The organism is Prosthecobacter algae (assembly GCF_039542385.1).
Taxonomy (GTDB): Bacteria; Verrucomicrobiota; Verrucomicrobiia; order Verrucomicrobiales; family Verrucomicrobiaceae; genus Prosthecobacter; species Prosthecobacter algae.
Genome location: NZ_BAABIA010000002.1, coordinates 422,817 through 445,732 on the forward strand (window position 1 = coordinate 422,817; position 22,916 = coordinate 445,732).

A 22,916-nucleotide genomic window follows, 5' to 3' on the forward strand; every position below is an offset into this window, starting at 1 on the left:
ATCCTTCATCGACGATCTGGCCTGCCCACCATCTGTCGCATCGTTTCGGGGCTGACTTCTAGGTCGGTGATGCCACGCAATTCGGGGATCCAGATCTCCACCCGGACGTTCTTGATCCAGGTGTCCAGGGTGAGGCCGGTGAGGGCCAGGCGGTCCAGCGGTTTGTCGAGGTGAAATTCCCAGCTGTAGGTCGTGTCTTCGTGGAACTGGCCGCTGCGCAGGATGTTTTCATTGCCTGACTGCCGACTGATGAGGTTGTTTTCCCTCACTGAGCCATCTCGCAGCACCGCCCAGGCCCCGCCGACACCGCCGTCAGCAAAGCGGGGAATGTCATCCATCTGCAAAAGCGGAGCAGGAAGCAGGCGACTGTTCTGCAGGCGCACGGTCCAGGGTAAGATGTAGGCGCCGCGACCTTCTTTCAGAGGCTGGAACTCAAGGCGTCGGCCGCTTTTCAGCAGGAATGGGGGCGGAGCCTTGAGGAAATCGGCCAGGGGCAGGTCCAGCAGTTGGCGCATTTCATAGACGGCCAAGCGCAATTGCCAGGGCTGCGAAGGCAGAGTGGGACCCAAAACCTTATTCAAAGGAGCTCGCATCGGCGGCGGCCCGGAGAAGTCGGAGGTGAAAGAGAGATCTGTATCGGGGTACTGGTCTAACAAGATCTTCGCCCGATCAAATTCACGCTGCTTGATGTTGTCATCCATCCAGTAGAAAGGCCCCTCGCCTTTGCGCCAGTGGAGGCGGGCCTGATTCATGTCCAACCCAGCCGGGGCAAAGTGGACCACCATGGCCATGTGCCGGGGCGGCAGACCTGCCACGTGGAGAGTGGGCCAGAGGGGCTGCACGGGGCGGGCCTCATCAGCAATCGTTGGAGCGGGGCCAACGACGAGCGTCAGCTCATTGGCTGTGTAGGCAGGCAGGGGCAGACGCAGCCAGCTCAGCCATTGCCAATAATGCGAACCTCCCATTGCCAGCATGATGCCCATAACCAACAGGGCACCGGCCAGCCTGCGCTGCCGCCCGACAGCCTGCACGAGAAAGACTGCGAGGAAGATGAGGCTGGGCACCACGTAGGCCAAGGAATTCAGCAAGGCACTGGCCTGACCAAAAGGGGGAACCTCACGATTCACCTGCTGCCAGCCGAGAATTTCCCGCAGTTGACTGAAGGCGATGTCCAGACCGAAATACAACACGACAAAGCCTAACAAAAGAAGTGTCAACTGCGCCACCGAGGTGGCCAGACTGGCCAAGGCGGCAAAGAGCAGCGCGGTCACCAGCATGCCCTGTGCGCTGCCCAGCAGCAGAGCCATCCACGTGCCGACTGAGTGATCAAACCCACGCCACTGCCACGCATCCGCCAGCAGCCAGGGCAGCAGGGCCGTGAGGGAGAGGAAAAGGCCTTTGCCCAGCACCAGCGCCCAGCGACTGAGGGGGCGTGTGAGCGTGCCTAGGTCTGAGCTCGCCAGAGGCTCCGCCAGGATGACGCGCATGAACAGAGCCGCAGGGACAAAGATGTTCATGAACTGCAGCCAGTAGGGCTCGCCACGGTAACCTGCATAGGCTTGCCAAAAAGGATCTACCAGATACGCAAGACGCAGGACGATGAAGGCCAGCAGAGCCAGAGCCCACAGGCGGTGGTGCTGCCACTCCCTGTGGAGCTGATGCCGCACCTGGGCGGCAAAGGTGAGCGTGGTGGGAGGGGTCATGGTTTCTTTCTCCAGGTGCGCAGCGCAGGCTGATAGTCGAACTGAGCGGCTCGCAGACCGCGAAACGGCAGGCTGATCTCCTGGGTGCCGCCAGTGGGCAGCGCCAAGCCTATGCGCCCAGCCAGATCCTGTGCGAAAGGAAACAGGGACTGGTCATCATTCAGGGGATCGTCCTTATGCATCACTGCTATCCACGGCAGTGCCATATCCAGCGCCGCTGCACTGCCTTGGGCAATGGCGATTTCCAACCGTGGGCGCATGTCACCACCCCAGCCCCGCAGCGGTCGCAGTTCCGCCTCCAGTATCTTCGCCACGACATCCAGCCGAGGGCGCAGCGCCGGCACGGCATACAGGGTTTCGAAGGTTTTGGAGTCGGGGAAGTAGCGGAGCTCCTCCACCTGCCGCAGTTGCACGGCAGGGTCTTGCCAGCTCAGCATCAGCGTGCGCAGGTGTTTCTCATGCCGGGGCACGGCCATGACGGCGGGCAGCATCTTTTCACGGGCGGCCTCGCTCCAGCCCTTGCTGGTCACCAGTGCCGCCATCCAGTCTGCCTCTAAAATGCGTGATACGATGCGGTCGCGATGCGTGTCATTGCACAATTGGTTAGCCAGGCGAAAGATTGGGCTCCCGGGCCCCTCCACCGCGCTGGCGGGAAGGTCCAGCAGCACGTCCAAGTGCTGCTCGGCAAAGGGACGCAGCTTGGCTACCACCAGGTCAAACTGGGCGCGTTTATCCGCCTCCGTACGCAAGGCGTGATAGCTGCGCAGCACCGTCAATACGTAGTCACGCTGAGCCTCCGGAGTGGCTTCTGGGCCGGGTGCCGTCAGCGCTGCTAGGCGCAGATCCAGTTGCTTAACAGGATCTCCCAGCGTCCAACTGCCCGAGTGAAAATACCAGTCGCGTGCACCTGGCACCTGCTGCTGCAGATCCAGCGGCGGGGACTGCCAGGCCCATTCACTGCGCCCCAGATAGCGTCGTTTCATCACCAACAGGCGCAGCTTACTCATATCTGCCATGGGCTGCCCATCCGCGTAACGCAGCACCCCCTCCTGAGACAAACGGGCCAGGCTGCGCTGCCAGCCCGTGTGGGTGGCGCGACGAGACAGGGCACGAAAGGAGTTGTCGATGGTGTGGCCACCCAGGCTCCACGCCAGCTTTTGGTCTGGGCTGTGCAGCACCATCTGCAGCCCCACATCATTGCGGCTCTGATGGATGCGGCATTGCAGCGTCATCGTCCCTGGTTGAGAACCCGGCTTAGACAGCACCCAGCCGGCTGTGTCTGGCAGCAGTTCGGTGATCGTCAGCCCCGCCTCCTCATCCCCTGCATGTGCGCCCACCTCCAACGGCAGATCCGCCAGCGTGGTCCATTCATACCAGGAAGATTCAAAGTGGCTCTGCAAAATCAGCGGGCCCGCAGGGCTGCCTGTGACGACATTTTCCACCCGGCCCAGCTCATGTTCCAGGGGGTCCCCGCCCGTTTTGAAAACGCTTTCCAGGCTGGGCATCAGGACCGTGCCCGCAGGCAGGACTTGAAGGATGGCACCAGGGTAAAATTGTGGCATTTGCCGGGGTGGCGGAGCATCATCATCCTGCGTGACATGTGCAGGCACGGGCAGCCCACCCATCGTCGCCGTCACCTTTTTCAGACGTGATTGCATCTCCACCTGCGGAGGCAGATGCAGCAGGCGCATTTGCCCGTAAAAGACTGTCGCCAGCCGCCCCTGATACGTAGCCTTCAGCAGGGGGCGAAGCTTCTCACGCGGCACTTGGATCTCCATGGCCAGCTCCAGCTCAGCCACCCGCGCCCGATCCTGCGCCATCGGCTGCCTCACACCCAGTTCCCAGGACACCAGTCCGGCATACAGCAGAGGGGCCAGCGCTGCCATGATGCCCAGCCTCCGCCCCAGGGGCAGTCCTGCCCGCTGGTGCAGTCCGGCCAGCACCGCCCAGATGCCAAGACCAAACCACGCCACCGCTACCCAGGCCGCCTGCGAAAAAGTGCCCACATCACGCAACCATTCCTGATGCTTCCAGGCCTCCGTCACCGCCCAGTCACATAGCCACAGGCCCACCAGCGGCAAGAGCAGCCCCAGCAGCGCCTGCCACCAAGCCTTCCACAGGGCCGCGCCCGGCACTGCCCACAGCAGCCACGCACCCGTCACCGCGACACTCCAGCCAATGCCCGTGCAGATGGCCTGCAAAGACCGCCCTGAGAGTGCCAGATACGCCCCCTCCTGTAGCATCAATGGCAGCATGAAAAACACCCCCACCAGCAGTGCCCGCGCCAGAAAATAACTGCGCCGCGGCAATGGCCGCGTGGCAATGAACGCCGCCTCATTGGATGGCCGATCCTCCCCGCAGCCCACCAGCGACAGCATCAGCGCCGTGCCCAGCACCGTCACATGCAGCCACCAGTAGAGCGCCCGCCCATTTTCATAACCCTGCATCGGCATCAGCCACTCCATCTGCACTGCCAGGTCCAGCCCAAGCAGGCCTAACCAAAAGCACCACCGACCCTGGATGCAGCGCGCCTCCTTTTTTAAATGATGGATCGCCAGATTCATGACTTGGCCTCCAGACGGTAGGCACGGGCCAACGAAACAAAGATCTCACGCAGGCTCATCGCCCGCACCTCCGGGTGCTGCACGCCGGGGAAGACCTGCCGCACCACCGCCCCCAGCGCCGCCTCTTCCTGAAACCCACCGGTGATGAACCGTAGCGTGCGGCCAGCCTGCTCCGCATGCATCCAGTCCGCTGGCAGTGTGGTGGGCACCTGCACCGCCTCCGGCAGCACCAGCTCCACCGCACGAAACCGTGCCTGCAGGGACTCCCGGCTCTCTGCCAGCGCCAGACTGCCACGATGGATGATAGCGATGCGATCCGCCAGCCGCTGCACTTCCTCAATGTCATGCGAGGAGACAAACACCGTCCATCCCTCCTGCTCGGTCAGTTCCAGCAGGCCACGGATGAACTCATCCCGCACCAGCGGATCCAGCCCGCTGAAGGGCTCGTCAAGGACCACCAGCTTGGGCCGGTAGGCCAGACTGCTCAGCAGCGCCGCCTTCATCCGCATGCCACGCGAAAGATCCTTTAGCTTCGTCTGTAGCGGCAGGTCAAACTGACGCAAAAGCTGCCGCTCAAAGTCCCGATCCCACAGCGGGTACAGCGGTCGGCAATAGTCCAGAAACTGCCCCACCGTCATCCACAGCGGTAGTTCCATGTTTTCCGAAACGTAACCGATCTGCGCAAACTGTGCCGGGCCCAGCCGACGTGAGTCACAGCCCAACACCGCGATGTTTCCGCGATCAGGCCGATGCAGGTTCAGCAGGCACTTGATCGTCGTGCTTTTCCCAGCGCCATTCGGCCCTAAAAAGGCCGTCACCTGTCCCTCTGGCACAGACAGTTTTAAACCGGCGACGGCTTCCGTCTTGCGGAAGCGTTTGTGGAGTTCGTGAATCTCAATCATGGCTTCTGTTCGGTTGAAATGAGACTGCGCAGATGCTTGAGAACCTGCTCAGGGGAAAGATTCAGCTCCGCCGCTTCCTGCAGCAGCGCCCGGCATTGTGGTGTGATCTGCGCCAGCCGATCTGCCACCCCCGGTTGCTCAGGCACTGTCACCACCATGCCGATGCCGGGGCGCGAGGCCAGCCACCCAGCCGACTTCAACAGCAGCACCACCTTGTGCGCCGTTGTCGGGCTGATGCGCAGTTCCTGGCTCAGCGTCCGCACGCTGGGGAACTCGTCGCCCGCCCGCATCTGCCCCGTCAGCATCGCCTTCCGCACCGCCAGAAGAATCTGGTCCGACACGGGAATGCCATCTTGGAGCTGGAGTGAAAAAGGAAGCATAGCGGCTGCGTGTATTGAGTGTAACAGCACAACTGTTACACTGACAAATGTTTTTTTAATCCTTGATCAGATTTGCCTCTGACGCCCCCTGGAACCTTCGAAGTTATCTTCCTCCATCCTTCTCTGAGGCTTGCCATAAGGCCCACCTCATCCTATGAAAATCCATTCCATGCGTCACCTCCTTCTTCTCGCCATCAGCCTGATCCTTTGCCAGTGCAGCAGCATTGACCCTGCCAAAAAAGCCTCCGTCAAGCGCATCGTCGTCGCCTCCAATGTTGGACGTGAGGTCACACGGCACTCCATCGGGTTCACCGCCTTCGGAAATAAGGAAGCCACAGCCATCCGGAGCCCTGAGCTGGATCGCAGTATCAACAAAGTCTTGCGCGAAGAACTCTCAGGCAAGTTCCAAGAAGTCATCTTCTCTCCGGAAGCGCCTCCGCACGTGCCTAGCAACCCCTTCGCGAAGCACCCCGATTATAAAACCTGGGGCCAGGCCCTGGCCGCCAAACACAAAGCTGACGCCGTATTTCTCATCACCGGCCGCTACTACTATCCCTACGGAGCCCCTTCCTACATGACGGCGGAGGGGTTGGGCATCTGGCATCAGGGCAAGGTGGGACAGGTGCAGTGTTATCAACTCATCCATTTTTTGGATGCCCAGACCGGAAAAAGCCTGGCCCACTTCAGCCGCTACTTCAACGGCCGCACCCTGCCTAACCTTGAGTTTAAAGCCAATTTCAGCGACTACTCCTCCACTGAACAAGCCCGCATCATCCAAGCCTGCACCGACGAATTCCGCACCGAACTCGCCGCTTATTTGAAGGGCATCGGGTATTGATGGATGGTGAAATGGCCGCACATCATCCGTCATTCGCCAGATGATGTTTCCGCACCGCACTCACTTGCCTTTCTTGCCTCCACGTTTCGGTTTGCCGTAAAGGACTTTTTTGGTCTTCGGCAGCACGCCGCCTTCATCGGGATTGAGTCCCGCCTGTTTCTTGAGTTCGCGGATCTGGTCGCGCAGAAGAGCGGCGCGTTCGAATTCCAGCTTGGTGGCGGCTTCGGCCATTTCACCTTCCAATTCGCGGATGACATCAATGACGGCGAAGTCACCACCAGCTTCACGCAGGACGTTGTCTTCCACCTCCTTGGCCTTGCCCAGCGTTTGCAGAGACTCTTGCACGCCCCGGCGGACGGTCTGCGGCGTGATGCCATACTTTTCGTTATGGTCCATCTGCACCTGACGGCGGTAACCGCTGATGCTGAGCAGGGAACGGATACTCTGGGTCTCGATGTCAGCAAACAAAACAACTTCCCCTGCGACGTGACGGGCCGCGCGGCCAGCAGTCTGGATGAGTGAAGTTTCACTGCGCAGGAAGCCTTCTTTGTCCGCATCGAGAATGCAGACGAGGCTGACCTCCGGCAGGTCCAGACCTTCGCGCAGAAGGTTGATGCCCACCAGCACATCGCAGTCGCCTTTGCGCAGAGAACGCAGGATCTCCACACGCTCGATCGCATCAATGTCACTGTGTAGGTAACGGACTCTGAAATCGAGATTGCGCAGGTAGTCGGTGAGGTCTTCGGCGGTTCGTTTGGTGAGAGTGGTCACCAGGACACGTTCGCCTCTTTCAATGCGCTGGCGACAGAGCTCCATGGTTTCATCAATCTGGCCCTTGAGCGGCTTGATGGTGATGATGGGGTCCAGCAGACCGGTAGGGCGGATGATCTGCTCCACCACGAGCGCTTTGCCTTTGGTTTCGACATCGAACTTTTCCACGGGCTGGGAATTGCCACTGACACGGACGGCGAGACCGGGCAAAGCTGCGGGCGTGCCTTCTTCTTCGCCAATGCGGTCGCGCTTATGCGGGATGTAGGTGTCATTGCCAACGACGCTGTTTTCGATCTCGAAACGCGCAGGCGTGGCGCTGACATAGACTAGCTGGCCTACCGCATCCATGAACTCGGGGAACTTCAGGGGGCGGTTGTCCAGCGCACTGGGCAGGCGGAAGCCGTGCTCGACCAGGACGGTCTTGCGGGAGCGATCCCCCTCATACATGCCGCCGATCTGGGGGATGGTGGCGTGGCTCTCATCCACCAAGCAAAGAAAGTCATCGGGGAAGAAATCCAGCAGGGTGCCCGGTGTGGCGCCAGGGACGCGGCCCGTGAGGTGGCGGCTGTAGTTTTCGATGCCCTGGCAGAAACCCATTTCCTGCATCATTTCGATGTCGTGCTCCGTGCGCATTTTTAGGCGCTGGGCCTCGAGGAGCTTGCCCTCCTTTTCAAACTTGGCCACACAGGCTTCCATCTCATCACGGATCTTCACGACGGCTTTTTTTAACTTGTCGTTAGGCGTAACGAACTGCTTGGCGGGGAAGATGGTGTAGTTCGGCATCTTCAGGGTGACGGTGCCCGTGAGGATGTCCACGGCGCTGATGCGATCCACCTCATCGCCAAAGAACTCTACGCGGATGGCTTCGCTATCCAGGTAAGCGGGCACGATTTCCACCACGTCTCCCCGGGCACGAAAGGTGCCGCGTTTGAGTTGGATGTCATTGCGCTCATAGAGCATGTCCACCAGCTTAGTGAGGAAGGTTTCCCTGCTCATCTGCTGGCCGACGTGGACAGGCACCATCATGCCTTCGTAGTCTTCGGGCGAGCCCAAGCCGTAGATGCAGGAGACGCTGGCGATGACAACGACGTCCTTGCGCGTGATGAGCGCACCCATGGTGGAAAGGCGCAGGCGCTCGATCTCGTCATTGATGCTGCTGTCCTTCTCAATGTAGGTGTCCGTGCGCGGGATATAAGCCTCGGGCTGGTAGTAGTCGAAATAGCTGACGAAGTACTCCACCGCGTTGTTCGGGAAGAAGTTCTTGAACTCGGAGTAGAGCTGCGCGGCGAGGGTCTTGTTGTGGGAAAACACCAGAGCTGGTTTGCCGATGTCGGCAATGATGTTGGCCATCGTATAGGTTTTGCCGGATCCGGTGACACCTAACAAAGTTTGATGACGATTGCCTGCACGGACGGATTTGACCAGCTTGGCAATGGCCTGGGCCTGATCGCCTTTCGGTTCGTATTCGCGATTGAGTTGGAAGGGGGAAGCCACGTGGAGGGAGGTTATCGAGACCTAGAGGATACGCAACGACCAGCCCGCCTAGCCTGCGTCCCTCTCCCGAAACAGCGAGAAAAAATGCGATGCCTGATACATCCAGACCGGGGTGTTTCGTCCTTCCTCTTGAAGGCCATTCAGCCTCTCCTCTGCCTTGCCCTTCACACCGGGCAAGATCCAGCCTCCGACCTTTCTCAGTGCGGAAGCCAAGGCGGAACTGCTGGCGCTGCAAAGCAAACTCACCTCAAGTCAGAACACTTTCTGTGCTGCATGGGCAAGCGGCGCTAATGAGGCAAGGTCCCGCACGTTACCAGTAACGATACTTAGACAAACTCATGAACGCCCCCCTCCCCTCCCGTCCCCTCTGGCTTGATCTCGTTCATGGAGCCTTCGGGTTTGCCTTGGTCAGTGTCGCCGCCTTTTCGGTCTGGGCTTTTGCCGCCCCGTTCTTTAAGGATTTCGGAGGAGAACTGGGCATGTATGCGGCCATCGCCGCTGTGTTTTTAGGACTTTCCGGACTCGTCCTGGGCCCGCTCGCAGGTGGCATGGGACGGTTTTACATGGCCTTTCTGCCCGCCTTCCTCCTTTACTCCGTCGTCTGGTGCGCTGCCTGGTTCGGTCTGAAAGGCCGCACGGGCGAGTGGGTGGGCATCGCCGCAGGCTCGCTCGCTTTCACCCTCGTCAGCATGGCCATCCTGGGCAGCACCAGGCGCTGGCTGATGGCCGCCCTCACTCTATTCGTCCTCCAGGCCGCCGGTTATTTTGCCGGGGACTGGGCCATGTACGATGTCTGGCTCAGCAAGGAAAACCTCGCGGGCCTCAAAAAAGTGGACAAGACCCAGGCCGCCCTGCTGGGCAAACTCTCCTGGGGCCTCTTCTACGGCCTCGGATTCGGGGCTGGAATCGGGGTCGTCTTTCGCCGGGCGCGGGTTGGGGCTTGAGCCGCGCCACTTCCCTGCTATGAGTGGCAGCTCCACCATGGCCCTTGCAAAGATCACCCAAGTTTCCGGCACTGCCGTCCACGTCCCAGGTTCCGACATTGATACGGACCGCATCATCCCTGCCCGCTTCATGAAGTGTGTCACGTTTGACGGCCTCGGTGAATTCGCCTTTTACGACGTGCGTTTCGACAAAGACGGCAAGCCTACCGGTCATCCCCTGGACGACCCTCGCTTCAAGGGTGCCTCCATCCTGCTTTCCGGCACGAATTTCGGCTGCGGCAGCTCCCGCGAGCACGCCCCCCAGGCCCTCTACCGTTTTGGCTTCCGCGCCGTCATCGCCCAGAGCTTTGCCGAGATCTTTTTCGGCAACTGCACCACTCTCGGCATCCCTTGCGTGATCGCCTCAGCTGAAGACATCGCCAAACTGGCAGCTGCGGTTGAAGTCAATCCTGCCATCCAGGTGACTGTGGACGTGGAAAACAATCGCGTCGTCTTCGGTGACGACAGCTTCAGCGTGAAGATTGCCTCCACCGCCCATGAGGCCCTGACCAGCGGCAAGTGGGACCCCATCGCCGAGCTCCTCGAATCCAAAGAAGCCATCCACGGCCGCATGAGCGCCATGGGCTGGGTCTAAGCTGGATCTCCTCCTTTCAAACCACCCATCATGAGCACCGTTCCCGACCAGCTTCGTTATCGTGATTCCCATGAGTGGGTGGACCCCACCCAGGAAGTGTCCCCTGTCGGCATTACCGACCACGCCCAGGCCGAACTGACCGACGTGGTCTTTGTGGACCTGCCCAAGCTGGGTACCGTCACCGCAGGCCAGCAGGTCTGCGTGGTGGAATCCGTCAAAGCTGCCAGCGACATCTACTCTCCGGTGGCAGGCGAGATCGTCGAGGTCAATGAAGCCCTCAACGCCGAGCCAGGCCTCATCAATACCGATCCCTACGGCGCAGGCTGGATCTTCAAAATCAAGATGGCCAGCGCCAGTGAAGCCGCCCCTCTCATGGATGCAGCGGCTTACACAACCCACATTGGTTGAGAAGTGATAAAGGGTGACTCCTAGTGGGGCAGCCCTTCCAAATCTGCGGGTAGTTTCGGGTCATCCTTGGCTTTTTCGGCGGCTAAGAGGGCCGCCAGTTCCGCCACCTTGGCCGGATTTTCAGCAGCCAGGTTTTGGGTTTCATAAGCATCTGCCGCGATATTGAATAACTCCGCCTTCCCTTTGGCCCGGGAGATCAGCTTCCATTCGCCCAGCCGCAGCGAGGCGTCGCCCGAGCGATGGGCGATGAAGATGGAACGCGGCGGAGGCATGATGCGCGCCCCGCGCAGCGGCAGCCACTGGCTCACGCCATCCCATTTCAGATCCTCCTTCGGCTCATACCCGACAAGGGTCGCGAGGGTGGGCATCCAATCCACCACGTGCATGGCCGTCGTAAACTTCTGCGGCATGAGCACGCCCGGCCAGTTGGCGAAAGCGCACACCCGAGTCCCCCCTTCATACAGTGTGTTCTTCTGCCCACGCAGCGGATCGTTTTCACTGTTCAGCGGGGAATGGCCCACCTCACCCACGTAGGCATTCTTGAGAGACTCAATCCCGCCATTGTCGCTGGTGAAAATGATCAGCGTGCTCTCCCGCTGCCCCGTCTTTTCTAAAGCCGCCACCATCTGGCCGATCTTCGCATCCAACTGGGAAACCATGGCCGCCAGGCGTAGCCGACTGTCCTGCTTTTCTGGCTCGTCATGAAACTTCACGCCCTCATAGAGCCTCTTGTATTCTTCAGGGGCATCCACCGGGGTATGCACGGCATGGAAGGGCACATAGATGAACCACGGCCCTTTCTTTTCCTCAATGCGCCGCACTGCCTCAGCCGCCACCAGTTCAGTCGCATTGCCTTCCTCATGGAAGAGCTTGCCATCGCGATGCCAGGTATCCTCATAGGGGCCCACGCGATACTTGTGCGTCCACGGATCCGCAGCCCCGGTCAGGGTGCCATAGCCGTGATCAAAGCCGAAGGCATTCGGACCCCATTCGACACGTGCTCCCAGATGCCACTTGCCCGTCTGGTAAGTGGCATAGCCCACAGACTTCAGCATGGAGGCCATCGTCACCGTGCCCAGAGGCATGGCACGCAGATTGGTCGGAGCAAGTGAGTGTGGGCCAAAGCGCCCTGGATACCGCCCGCTCATTAGGGCCGTGCGGGTGGGAGTGCAGACGGGCTGAACATAATGTTGATCAAGTTCCACCCCTTCCTTCACCAGCTTGTCCATGTGCGGTGTCTTGCCGAATCCCCCATGCCACCCCACATCCGCCCAGCCCAGATCATCCGCGACAATCAATAATATGTTAGGCTTCGACGCTTGGCCATGAGCCAAAGTAGAGGCGAGAAACAGAACGAAAAAAAAGGCTGCGAAACGCATCCCCTAAAGACGAAGTCGCCCGCCCCATATTTCGCAGGAATTTCCATCCGCTATTCCCTAGACGACCACGTTCCAAACCAGTCACGATATTGCAGTGGCCCTCGTCGGCTTCAGTCTCACTGTCTCTCCGCTATGAATATCGCTCCCACCTCCACTCACAATAAAGCCCTCGGCTACATCCTCTGGATCTTCGGTTTCACCGGAGCCCATCGTTTTTACTTCGGCAAACCCGCCACCGGCATCCTCTGGTTTTGCACCGGGGGTCTCTTCCTCATCGGTTGGATTGTGGACCTCTTCCTCATCCCCGGCATGGACCGCAAGGCGGACGCTCGCTACACCCCAGGTCCTTACGAGTACTCCACCGCCTGGATACTGCTCACCTTCCTGGGCATCTTTGGCGTGCATCGCTTTTACCAGGGCAAGTGGATCTCCGGCCTGCTTTACCTCATCTCAGGCGGTGGCCTGCTGATCGGGGTGGTTTATGACTTCTGCACGCTCAACAGTCAGTTGGATGAACTGAACCGCAAAAGCTAACGAGCCACAGATTTTTCCAGCTCAGGAGAGAGAAACAGCACCGTGCATGCGTGAAGCCTCTGCATGAAAATGTTTCTCTTTCTCTTTTGGGCCTCTCTCTCTTGCGTCATTGCGCGGGATGGCACCCTGGATCTCTATTGGATTGATTCCGAAGGCGGTGGCTCCACCCTCATCGTCACCCCGGAAGGCGAGTCCATCCTTGTGGATACAGGCAATCCCGGTGGGCGCGATCCCCAGCGCATTCAGCAGGTAGCCACCCAGGTGGCTGGCCTGAAGCGCATTGACCACGTCGTCATCACTCACTTCCATGCCGACCACTTTGGTGGCTTGGCTGAACTGGCCGAGCTCATGCCCATCGGCACTCTTTATGACAAAGGCGTGCCCGAAGGCAGCCCCGATGGCAAACCGCAAGACATGCGCTGGGCCCTCATGAAACGCCCTTACCTGAGCGCGAAGGTGGAAAAACGCGTGACTCTGGCCGCTGGTGGCGAACTGCCTTTGAAGCAAACCGCTGGCAGCCCCAAGCTCAGCCTGCGCTGCCTGGGCGCTAACCAAAAGTTCATCACCGCGCCCAGTGATGCTCCCCACAACCCACTCACAGGCAGCGTTCCCCCCAAAGCCGTGGATCCGAGTGACAATGCCAACAGCGTTGTCCTATTGCTTCAATTTGGTGATTTTCGGTTCTTTGATGGCGGCGACCTCACCTGGAACGTGGAGGAAAAGCTCGTCACGCCGGTTAATCTTGTCGGCACGGTGGATCTCTATCAGGTGAACCATCACGGTCTCGATAGCAGCAACAATCCCGTCCTCATCCGCAGCCTACAGCCGACCGTCTCCGTCATGAACAACGGTCCCAAAAAGGGCACCAGCAAATCCGTTCTCGATGCCCTTAAGTCTGCGCCCACTCTCATCGCCATGTATCAAGTTCACGAAAACATTCGCGAAGACCAGGAGAACACGACCGATAAAACCATGATCGCCAATCACGGTGATCTCGGTGAAACCTGCACCGCTCATCCCATCCACTGCATGGTCAGTGCCGATGCCAAAAGTTACACCCTCGCCGTGCCCTCGCAGTCTCACTCCCGCACCTACCAAACACGCGCCAAGTAAGACACCTGAGCCATCGAGCTTCACTTAAACTCCAGATCGGGTGGGAAATTCCGCACCAGATCATCCTTCGTGTAAGGCAGCCCGTCCGGCCCATCGTAAACGAGTTGGAACGCGCAGCCGCTGCTGGAGATCACGTGCAGGCGGATGCCCGGTGCCTCAGGAGCAGAGCGAAAAGCCTCCTTTTGCAGCGCCGGATGCTCCTTGGGCACCAGCGCCAGCTTCTTGCGATTTGCGCCGGCCAGTTGGTCACACACCTCTTGCCAAGTGCCGTTCGGCAGGGAGCGCACCGTCGTCCAATAATCCATCAGCATCTGCCCCACGATAGTCGTCTGCTGCTCCGGGGTGAGATCGGGTTTGAGTAAATCATTCAGCGGCCCAGGCGGCAGACCTGTAGCAGGATCGGGCACGGGCAGCCCTGCCTTCAGCGCCGGATCTTCCGGCTGCAGACTCTCTTGCTTTTTGCCTAACCATGTTTGCACATCCGCCCACAATCCCCCAATGCCACCACCCTTGCCGAGCATGAGTCCAAACAAGACCGCCAGAAGCAGCAGCAAAATGAAAGCGAAGGGACGAAGGAATGATTTCATACCTTCACTTCATTGATGGAGGGTCAAAGATTGACGAGTCATTTCCACAAAGTCGCCTTGAGAAAACATCTCCGTGATTTGCCCCCAGTTTAACTTCAGCAAATGAATAAGCTCATTGTTAGGAATGTTGCCCGTGCTTATCAAAAGCAATTTGGCAGGTTTGCCGCGAAGCAGGAAAGAATCCACAAAGTCGCTATCCTTGGTGACCACGATACGGTCTTCCTGATCTGCCAGATCAGCAATCGAGGAATCGGATGAGAGATTACCCATCGGCAGGTCAAGCGTATGAATCGAATCTTGCCCTAACGATTTCAATTCCCAGGACAACCTTCGTGGAAGCTGGGCATCCACCATGAATCTCATGCCAGGACAGGTTCGATTCTTTTAGTCCGTGTGAGGCGTGCGGCCCAAGCAATAGCGGCCAAAAGATCTTCTCGTTCTAGATCTTCATAATCAGCCAGAATATCCTCGTGGTTCATTCCACTACTGAGCAATTCCAGCAAAAACTCCACGGGATAACGCAATCCACGCACACAAGGCTTGCCATGACAGATCTCAGGCGAAGAGGTGATACGCGACAGCAAATTCATAACGAAAGATTAGCACAAAATCACCAAACGGCAATCCTTCATCAGAGGATGAAAAGCTAGCCAACTCACGCCGCTTTCATGAAACCTAAATTGGCGTCGAAGTTCAGGATGTTCGGGAACACATCCCGAATCTGTGAATCGGAGAGGCCAAACCACTTCGCCATCGTCGCGGCATACTGATCCACTGCGGTGGTCGGCACCCAGCGGCCACGCCCTGTATCCAGCGGATTGCCTGCCACGGTGATGTCTGGGTCTGGGTAGCTGCCATAGACTTTCTGCCCATTCACTCCACCGCCCATGATCATGTGATGCCCACCCCACCCATGGTCAGAACCACGTCCGTTGGAGTCATAGGTGCGGTTAAAGTCCGATGCGGTGAAGCTCGTCACGGAATCTCCCATGCCGATGCTTTCCAGCCCATCTTGAAAGCCCTTCATCGCCGCGCTCACTCGGCCTAACAAACCTGCGTGATCATCGAGCTGCGGCCCGTGCGTGTCGAAACCACCCGTGGCCACAAAGAAAATCTGCCGCGTGATGCCCAGCGGCCCCTGGGCCTGGATCATCTTCGCCACCGTGCGGAGTTGCTCACCCAGGTCATTGTTCGCGGGGATGGTGGGGAAATTCGACGTGCCTTGCAGAGCTGCATTGATCGTATCCGCCTCGATGATGGACTTGTTGGATAGATCGGCAAAAGCGTCCTCCATCAGGTTCGCATACTCCGCATTCAAGATGTTACGAAAAGCCGTGTAGCGTGACACATCCTGACTGCTGCTCCCCTGCCCCAAACGAAACACCGGGGTGCCACCTGGACCTGGGCGGAAGGGCAGCATCGTCTTGCCGACCTGGAAGAAATTCGTCCCACTCAAGGACACCAGCATGGAGACCGACGTGCGCTCCTGCGTGCCCACCAGGGCTTCCGCCATCCTTGCGCCCCAGCCTGTCTGGTTATACGCGGCATTCATGGTGCTGGCAGAGGTCTGCCACTGCACTTGCTGGTCACTGTGGGAAAAAAGATTGTCAGGAATGGCTGCGGTGCGGTTGTGATAGTCCTGCAAAGTCGCTGGGGCGATGAGCGTGCCCACATTCGACATCAGCGCCAGCTTGCCCTGATTGTACAAGTCTCGGCAGCCTGTCATGGAAGGATGCAGGCCCAGGTTCAGGCCATTGTCATTCAGCGTGTTCAGCGCCAGAATATTCGCCTGGGGAATCGTCAGCACCGTGCGGCTGGCGGCATACTTCGCATGGGCTGAGGACTCGCGTGGCATCAGCAGATTGTTGGAGTCATTGCCTCCATACAGGAAGACACAGACGATGGCCTTGTAGGGGGTTCCAGGGGCCAGCACATCCGCTGCCTGCGCATTCATGTGGCGCAGCGTCAGGATGGTATTCAGCAGGCAGGTCGTGGACATGGCCGAGCACGCACTGCGGCCCAGAAAGTTCCGCCGGGTGAGGAGCGTGGGCATTTCGTTCGGTATCATGGGCGCAAAAGGAAAAGGGTCGAAAAGAGGGAGAAATCAACGCTCAGTGGAAAACTCAGGCGAGGCCGTGATCAGTTGCAGCATCACCTTCACCCCGTTGTTGGCATTGGCGATGTGCAGCGCGTGAAGGTTCATGAGAGAAGCCCGCAGGTTTGCCGACATGGTGCGGCCTAACAAAAGGGTTTCCAATTTACTCAACAGCACGTCCGGGGTATTCCACACGCTGGTAAGCGGCAGTAGGTCCAAGCCCACGCGTCCGCCTTGGTTCGCGTAAAATCCATTGGTCACGCCTTCAAAGAAGTAGTTCGCCGTATCCGTCACCGTCAGCTCCGTGGTGATCTCGTATTCGGGCGCTGCCAGTCCCGCATTCAGAAGAGCGCCGGGAGGTGAATAGGTCGGGTTAAAGAAATTAAAGACCGTCGGGGCCTGCATCGGCCACTGGCCCAGCTCGTCGCTCGCATTCCACATCACATAGCGGCCCAGCACAGGTGGGTTGCTATTCGGTGGCTTCGGCAAAGCCCGCAGCACACGGGCTAGGCGGATCATCGGCTCACTCATTTTACCCGCACCGGGAGCCGCATTCAGCATGCGTGCTTCGGAATCCAATAAGATGGCTTTCACCACCGCGCCAATGTCTCCACGCACCCCTTTGCCATTGTCATCCCAGACCTTGGAGACACGGAAGAGATAGGCGGGGCTAGGATTGCTAGTGACCAGACGTTGGATCAGCCGTTTGCTGATGAAAGGCCCCACATTCGGGTGAGCCGCGAGGATGTCCAGGCAACGGCGCACGTCCTGCATGGCTGTCTGTCCTGCGGGTATCGTCGCCCCACCTACGATGACTTTCTGACCCCGATCATGGGCATCTTCAAACGACATCATGGGGTTGATTTCATCTGTGGCATTGCCACTCCAGGTGAAGCTGCGCGAGTTGTTAAACGTCCACCCAGTGAAGGCGCGCGACAGCTCCAAGATCTCAGTCTGCGAATACGTGGGAATCGCATTGCCCGCTCCATTTCGCTTCAGCGTGCCATCCTTGTTCAGGTGCTCGAGCCCGATGCTGAAGAGCTGCATGATCTCACGCGGGTAGTTTTCATCCGGCTGAGTTTTTGAGCTGCGCACCATCGTCAGCCACACACCCATCATGGGATTGAAAGTCACATCCTCCAGCAGCTTTCGATACGGCACCCCTGGAGCCACACTGCGGGCCAGCAGATCGTAGTAGTTCGTGCAGCCGCGCGGGTAATTGCGAAGAGCGCCGTTGCGGTCTGAGATGACGAGAATCTCACTCAACGCCAGCGCCACACGCTGCCGCAACTGATCCGGTGCCGTCGCCGCAATGGTCCACCAGCTATACAGCCGATCTTCCGTCTCCAGCGGGGTGTTCGTCATCGGCATCACTGCCCCCGGAAGGCCCAGGGTATTAGCCGTGCGGGAAAGCTCCAGCAACCGTTCCTGGGCACCTTCAAACAATGCCATGCGATCCAGGTGTTCTAGATGTGAAGTGACTGGCAGCGCCAGTTGCTCATCAATCCACTTGGAGAAACCGACCTGTTTCACACGCGCAATGTCCGCTTCCGAAGGGCCAAAGGTCGCCTGTTTCAGGAACCGCGCGGCTTCCAGATCCGTGATCGTTGCCGGAGCTGTCCAGGGGCTCGCCACATGGCTACCGCTGGCATCCGCAGGATACGTTGGCTCCGTGCCTTCAGCCACCGCCACGGTGACCTGCCGAGTCGCGATCACTGACTGGTTGCCTGATGAATCGGTGACGACATAACGCAGCGTGTAGGTGCCGGGTTTGGAGGTATCCACCGTTCCTTGAGTGGTGACGGAGCCGGTGATGTTGCCATCTTCCAAATCCTGCGCGCTGAAGCCTGGGTCCACATAGCTGCCGCCCACAGGAATGGTCACACTGCTGCCGCCCGTGAGGGTGATGGTTGGAGGCTGTTTATCCGCGAGTTGAAACGGCGAGAGGAAAGGCCCGTCAATCACCTCAAAGGCAGTCGCTCCTGGCAACAACCAAGCCAGCGCCAAATGATCTCGCCAGCCTGATTCCTTGAACCGGATCTCGATGTAGTAGCTCTTCCCCTTCGTCAGGGAGATCGGGCGGGAAAGCTGATAGTCGGGGAACTTGCGCCACTCATAGTAATCCGTTCCCGCCGGGACAAAGCAGGCGAGTTCCTTCTTCTCAGGCGTGCGGTCTGTGCTGAGGTGGATCTCGCTCCAATCATCCGAAGCCAGGTTAAAACGATAGATGCCCGTCACAGGCGGATGCAGATACCCGCGCAGCAGCATGCCATAGTTTTCCCCTTTGTTAGAAGGGATCTCCGCACGTGGCAATTGCACGCGTGAGTCTGGGCTGTTCGGGAATTTAGGCGAGGCCATCAAGTCCGTGACCCAGCCGCCATTGATGCCATTGAAGGTCTCCGCTAAGATCGAACCGGTCCCTTGCGCGATGGCCGCAGCCAACGTCAACGTGACCTCCGCTGAGCGGGTATTGACGCCATCCGTTGCGGTGAGTTGCAGTTTGTAAGTTCCTGCCGCTGGCAATTCCACATCGGTGGTTAGGGCCGTGGGTTGATCGAAAATGGCCGTGCCCTTGGGGCCACTGAGGATGGACCACCGATACGCCAGCGCCTGCGGCCCCGGCACATAATCCACCGCTGAACCTTTGAGGCTAAACCGAATCTTCGGCCAGTAGCTGCTCTGAGGTTCCCCTGCTTTCACGATCATCTCACCGTCGAAGGCACTCGCCGTGACACCATCCGGCGGGCTCAGCAGAGCCCCAGGAATCACCTGCGCCTCCGCATCCGTCTGTGAAGCTAACCGATACGCCACAGCAAAATAATCATCGCTGCCACCTTCTTTATGCAGCGCCTGCACATAATAACGAGTGCCTGGCACGAGATGCACTACCGCTGACTTTTGCGAAGCATACCGGGTCCAGTTATACCGACCTGTGGCGTAAGGGGTGGAGCAGATCTTTTGCGCACCTGCTGCCGCATCCCCCTGAGGATTCAGCCAAAAGGCGCTCTCTTCATCACTGGCCAAAAGGAAAACGTAATCTCCCTCGATGGGCACTTGCAGGAAACCGGACAGCCGCTGCCCATAGTTGTCTCCCCAGTTGCTAGGCGTCTCCAGGTTGGGCAAAATATCGCTGTGGTTAGGCTTGCCTTTGTAGGCCGCCGAATTGGTGAGATTCACCAACTGATACCCCGTGACACCCGTCCACGTTTCGCGCAGCAGACCACCCGCTTTCGTGGCCAGCGGATTCTGCACCGTCACCAGCATGGTATCGGTCCCCGTGCTCGTGCCATCCGTGGCGGTCATCTTGATTTCATAAACCCCAGGGCCGGAAAATTTCACCCTCGCGACCGGGCTCGCTTTATTATCAAAGGAGACCTTCGCCGACTTCGAAGACCACTGGTAACTCAGGGCTTTAGGCCCCGCTTTCAAATCATACACCAGTGCGGCCAGCGCCAGCTCATTCTGTGGCCACAGGACCGTGCGATCCGTGCCCAGCGCCACCGAGATCTCAGGATTGAAAGCAGGCACAACGCGCTCTGGAATCAAAAACCCACGAGATACAACCTCACGGCCATTCGTCGCAGGACCCTCCATGGCCACCGCCAGGTAGTCCGAAGAATCCCGTTCTTTATGCAAAATCTCCACCGGATAAGGCACCCCTGCCGTGAGGCTCAGCGTGGCTGATTTCTGCGAGGCACGACGATCCCAGTCCCGCGAATTGTACACGGCGCTGTCCAGATGAGCGACCCGGCGAATGCCCTGCCCATCATTGAGATCCAGCTTCAGTTCGGAGGCATCGTCAGAGGCGATCCAAAAGGTGTAGGACCCACTCACTGGCACCATCAGGCTGCCTTTCAAGCGTGTGCCATAGTAGTCTGCCCAGTTGCTCGGAGGCTCTACCCCGGGCAGCAAATCTTCAAAATGCGGGTAAGCCAGCGCCGGGTCATAAGCGAACAGATCCGGTAAGGTGATGCCCTCCACATCCAGCCATACAGACCTTGTCAAAGCACCCGTCGTCTTGGCCAAAGGAGCCGTCACGGTGATCACCACCGTGTCCCGATGCGTGTAAGCGCCTTCGGTAATAGCCAACTCGTAGGTGTAAATTCCTGCGGCACTAAAAACAACTTCACTGGTTAGGCTTGCTGGCTCTACCAAAGTGCTCTTGGGGCCGGATACTTGCTTCCAGAGCGCAGTCGGAGTTTTATCCGAGCTAAGAACCTTGATCCACGAGCCGGCGAGGCGCGTGCGGTCATGTGGCCACCAGTAGGTGCGGTCCTTGCCAGCTCGCGCGTAAAAGGTCAGCGTGGGGTCAAAGGCAGGCGCCTTCTGGCTAGGCTCCAGGTAGCTACCCTCGATCACCTTTGGCCGGCGATCTCCCTCGGGACTCCAGGCCACGGCAAAGTAGTCACTGCTCCAGGTCTCCTTGTGCAGCAGTTCCACATAATAACGCCCACCGGGTTTCAGAGCGATGGGGGCAGAGGTCTGGGAGGCTTCATTCGTCCAGACCTCACGGCCACTAGCGGTGGTAGCGTAACAAACTTTGCGCAAATTAGCCATCGTCGCATCGGTGCTGATCGAAAATTCGACCGCATCATCACCTGAGACATAAAACACGTAATTGACAGGATCAGGCCCACCCGCCGGCACATTTAAAATGCCGGTGACCCGCGTCGCATAGCGGTCTGCCCAGCTATTGTGCTGTTTCAGATCTGGCACGGCATCCACGATATCCGGAGAATTTGGGAAAGCCGGATCTGCTCGCAGCGCGTCTAAGGTCGCATACTGCTTGTCCCACCACACTTGGCGAGTCAGGGCACCCACTTGAGCATTCAGGGGAGCTTTGACGTCCACGGTCACTTCATCCGTGCTGGTGTTGTTCAGCGTGGTCACGCTGTAGCGCAGTACATAAAGGCCCGCTTTGGGGAAGGTGGCCAGAGTCTGGGCGGAATCAGGCGTGGAAAAGAGCACGCCCTTGGGCCCACTGACCTGAGACCAGACACGCGTGGGTGCATCTGCCCCCCAGATGCGGCGGGATTCATAAGCACTGAGTGAGACGGAATTCCGTGGCATGTGCAGCACCACATCCCGCCCAGCATTCAGCAGATAGTCGTGGCTGAGATCGAACTCCTGTGTCCCTGCGATCACCGCTGCGGCATCGCTAGGTGGTGCCAGATATTCTCCGGTGATTTCGCTGAGATAATTCTGCCCCGGCTGCTGCCACATCACGGTGCAATGGTCCGTGCCCCAGTCATCCTTGTGCCGGATTTCAAAGGCATACTTTTGCCCGGCGGTGAGCGTGATGGCAGGGGAAGCCTGTGCAGCATGGTTGGCAAAATCCGTCGCATTCACCGTCGTGGTCACAGCGGCTCGCAGTTGGAGGTTCGCCGTTGCCGCATCGGTGCTCAGATGAAACTCAGCTTTCTTACTAGCTGCCATGAAAAACCGATAACTCCCCGTCACCGGCACCAAAATAAAACCACGCACGTGCTGGCCATACTGCTCAGCGAGGCTTTGCGTCTGGGTCAGTGTGCTGACCAGGCGATGCGCATGCGGGAAATTGGGATAATCCAGACTCCGCGAAAGCGAAGCCACGGTATTGCCATCCACGCCGAACCAATAGTTTGCCAAAGCTTTGCCAGCATCTGCCGCCAGAGGTGGCTGAATGGTCACCGTCACATCATCGAAGGCGCTGTTGCCTGAATGGCTGGCAGTGGCGCGAAAAACATACACTCCCGCGCGAGTCAAGATGGCGGACGTGGTGGCTGCATCCGCCGTCGTGATCGTCGCCGCAGGGCCGCTCACCTGTGTCCACTGGAGGGTCGGGGAGACATTTGCATCCGCCACATTCAGGGCCTGGGCGGCAAGCTCTACCGTGTAGTTAGGCGCGTATTGAGTGACGGGTTTACCCGCCTCCACCAAGAGTCCGGTGGGAATGCTTGCCGGCACCTCGAAGGGTGTAAGCACCGTGCCAGGAATCACCTGCGGGGTGGCCGTGGGAGAGGTGGCCCAGGCGACGGCGAGACTGTCTCCGCCGTAGCCTTCCTTCATCAGGGCCTCGATGTAATAACGCTGCCCCGCCTGCAAGGAGATGGGGGCAGACTTTTGCTCCGTAAACTTGGTCCAGCGAAGCGCCTCCGTCCAGCCGGGCACATGGGCGATCCGCACCTTGTTGTTAGGCTCATCATCCGTGCTTAGCCACAGTTCGCAGTTATCATCCCCACTGACCCAGAAGCTGTAGCTGCCCGCAGCAGCAGGGGTGAGGTAGGCCCGCATGCGCACACCATACCGCTCCGCCCAATTCACAGGCGCGGCAAAGTTAGCATCCACCGTGCGCAGCAATGGATTGCCAGGGTAATCAGCGGAAAGCGTGAGGTCCGCCACCACCCCGCCATCCAGATGAGTCCACACCTCCCGCAGCACACCCGTTTGGGCATTGAGTGAGGAAACCAAGGTCAATAAGAGACCAATGACCGAAGCGGGAGCCTTGTTCATGCGGAATTATGGAAATTAGCATAACGAAGGATCTAACGCAATAGGTTGATAATGAATGCATCAATTGTCACAAAGACC

17 protein-coding genes are annotated in these 22,916 nt (G+C 58.8%); 6 read left to right on the forward strand and 11 right to left on the reverse strand.

Annotated features, from left to right (window positions below; all coding sequences use genetic code 11):
- Positions 1 to 5 precede the first annotated feature (5 nt).
- From ABEB25_RS05095 to ABEB25_RS05110, 4 genes are read right to left on the reverse strand one after another with little or no spacing between them, the layout of a single operon-like run.
- On the reverse strand, positions 6 to 1,703 hold the full coding sequence (locus tag ABEB25_RS05095) for a hypothetical protein (protein ID WP_345735300.1): 1,698 nt from the start codon (positions 1,701 to 1,703) through the stop codon (positions 6 to 8).
- Positions 1,700 to 4,267 carry a hypothetical protein gene (locus ABEB25_RS05100; RefSeq protein WP_345735301.1) on the reverse strand — a complete coding sequence of 856 codons (2,568 nt, stop codon included), beginning with the start codon at positions 4,265 to 4,267 and terminating at the stop codon, positions 1,700 to 1,702. The genes ABEB25_RS05095 and ABEB25_RS05100 overlap by 4 nt, the downstream gene beginning before the upstream one ends.
- On the reverse strand, positions 4,264 to 5,169 hold the full coding sequence (locus ABEB25_RS05105; protein ID WP_345735302.1) for an ABC transporter ATP-binding protein: 906 nt from the start codon (positions 5,167 to 5,169) through the stop codon (positions 4,264 to 4,266). The genes ABEB25_RS05100 and ABEB25_RS05105 overlap by 4 nt, the downstream gene beginning before the upstream one ends.
- Complete coding sequence (locus ABEB25_RS05110; protein ID WP_345735303.1) at positions 5,166 to 5,549, reverse strand: GntR family transcriptional regulator; 384 nt, start codon at positions 5,547 to 5,549, stop codon at positions 5,166 to 5,168. Before ABEB25_RS05110 ends, ABEB25_RS05105 begins: the two co-directional genes overlap by 4 nt.
- A 169-nt stretch (positions 5,550 to 5,718) precedes the next feature.
- On the opposite strand from ABEB25_RS05110, the gene ABEB25_RS05115 reads away from it, so the two are divergent.
- Complete coding sequence (locus ABEB25_RS05115; protein WP_345735304.1) at positions 5,719 to 6,387, forward strand: hypothetical protein; 669 nt, start codon at positions 5,719 to 5,721, stop codon at positions 6,385 to 6,387.
- 60 nt (positions 6,388 to 6,447) lie between these two features.
- On the opposite strand, the gene ABEB25_RS05120 is transcribed toward ABEB25_RS05115, so the two are convergent.
- On the reverse strand, positions 6,448 to 8,652 hold the full coding sequence (locus ABEB25_RS05120) for an excinuclease ABC subunit UvrB (RefSeq protein ID WP_345735305.1): 2,205 nt from the start codon (positions 8,650 to 8,652) through the stop codon (positions 6,448 to 6,450).
- 338 nt (positions 8,653 to 8,990) lie between these two features.
- Between ABEB25_RS05120 and ABEB25_RS05125 the strand changes: the two genes are divergently transcribed.
- The 3 genes from ABEB25_RS05125 to gcvH are packed head-to-tail and all read left to right on the forward strand — an operon-like array spanning position 8,991 to position 10,638.
- Positions 8,991 to 9,596, forward strand: a complete 606-nt coding sequence (locus ABEB25_RS05125; RefSeq protein ID WP_345735306.1) for a hypothetical protein — start codon at positions 8,991 to 8,993, stop codon at positions 9,594 to 9,596.
- Positions 9,597 to 9,633: 37 nt separating this feature from the next.
- On the forward strand, positions 9,634 to 10,230 hold the full coding sequence (gene leuD / locus ABEB25_RS05130) for a 3-isopropylmalate dehydratase small subunit (RefSeq protein ID WP_345735307.1): 597 nt from the start codon (positions 9,634 to 9,636) through the stop codon (positions 10,228 to 10,230).
- Positions 10,231 to 10,260: 30 nt separating this feature from the next.
- Positions 10,261 to 10,638 carry a glycine cleavage system protein GcvH gene (gcvH, locus tag ABEB25_RS05135; protein WP_345735308.1) on the forward strand — a complete coding sequence of 126 codons (378 nt, stop codon included), beginning with the start codon at positions 10,261 to 10,263 and terminating at the stop codon, positions 10,636 to 10,638.
- 20 nt (positions 10,639 to 10,658) lie between these two features.
- On the opposite strand, the gene ABEB25_RS05140 is transcribed toward gcvH, so the two are convergent.
- Positions 10,659 to 12,017: an arylsulfatase B gene (locus ABEB25_RS05140; RefSeq protein WP_345735309.1), complete on the reverse strand. Its 1,359-nt coding sequence runs from the start codon at positions 12,015 to 12,017 to the stop codon at positions 10,659 to 10,661.
- Positions 12,018 to 12,149: 132 nt separating this feature from the next.
- Here ABEB25_RS05140 and ABEB25_RS05145 point away from each other — a divergent pair, with 132 nt between their 5' ends.
- Positions 12,150 to 12,551, forward strand: coding sequence for an NINE protein (locus ABEB25_RS05145; protein WP_345735310.1), 402 nt, complete (start codon positions 12,150 to 12,152; stop codon positions 12,549 to 12,551).
- Positions 12,552 to 12,614: 63 nt separating this feature from the next.
- Positions 12,615 to 13,664 carry a ComEC/Rec2 family competence protein gene (locus ABEB25_RS05150; RefSeq protein ID WP_345735311.1) on the forward strand — a complete coding sequence of 350 codons (1,050 nt, stop codon included), beginning with the start codon at positions 12,615 to 12,617 and terminating at the stop codon, positions 13,662 to 13,664.
- A 20-nt stretch (positions 13,665 to 13,684) separates the two neighbouring features.
- Here the strand turns inward: ABEB25_RS05150 and ABEB25_RS05155 are convergent, their stop codons facing one another.
- The 5 genes from ABEB25_RS05155 to ABEB25_RS05175 form a co-directional block, all read right to left on the reverse strand.
- Positions 13,685 to 14,251 carry a hypothetical protein gene (locus tag ABEB25_RS05155; protein WP_345735312.1) on the reverse strand — a complete coding sequence of 189 codons (567 nt, stop codon included), beginning with the start codon at positions 14,249 to 14,251 and terminating at the stop codon, positions 13,685 to 13,687.
- A gap of 9 nt (positions 14,252 to 14,260) precedes the next feature.
- On the reverse strand, positions 14,261 to 14,614 hold the full coding sequence (locus tag ABEB25_RS05160) for a DUF5615 family PIN-like protein (RefSeq protein ID WP_345735313.1): 354 nt from the start codon (positions 14,612 to 14,614) through the stop codon (positions 14,261 to 14,263).
- Entirely contained in the window at positions 14,611 to 14,841 is a 231-nt protein-coding gene (locus tag ABEB25_RS05165; RefSeq protein WP_345735314.1) for a DUF433 domain-containing protein, read from the reverse strand. Before ABEB25_RS05165 ends, ABEB25_RS05160 begins: the two co-directional genes overlap by 4 nt.
- Before the next feature lie 65 nt (positions 14,842 to 14,906).
- Positions 14,907 to 16,319, reverse strand: a complete 1,413-nt coding sequence (locus ABEB25_RS05170) for a DUF1501 domain-containing protein (RefSeq protein WP_345735315.1) — start codon at positions 16,317 to 16,319, stop codon at positions 14,907 to 14,909.
- Between the two features lie 36 nt (positions 16,320 to 16,355).
- Positions 16,356 to 22,838: a DUF1800 family protein gene (locus ABEB25_RS05175; RefSeq protein ID WP_345735316.1), complete on the reverse strand. Its 6,483-nt coding sequence runs from the start codon at positions 22,836 to 22,838 to the stop codon at positions 16,356 to 16,358.
- Positions 22,839 to 22,916: the final 78 nt, after the last annotated feature.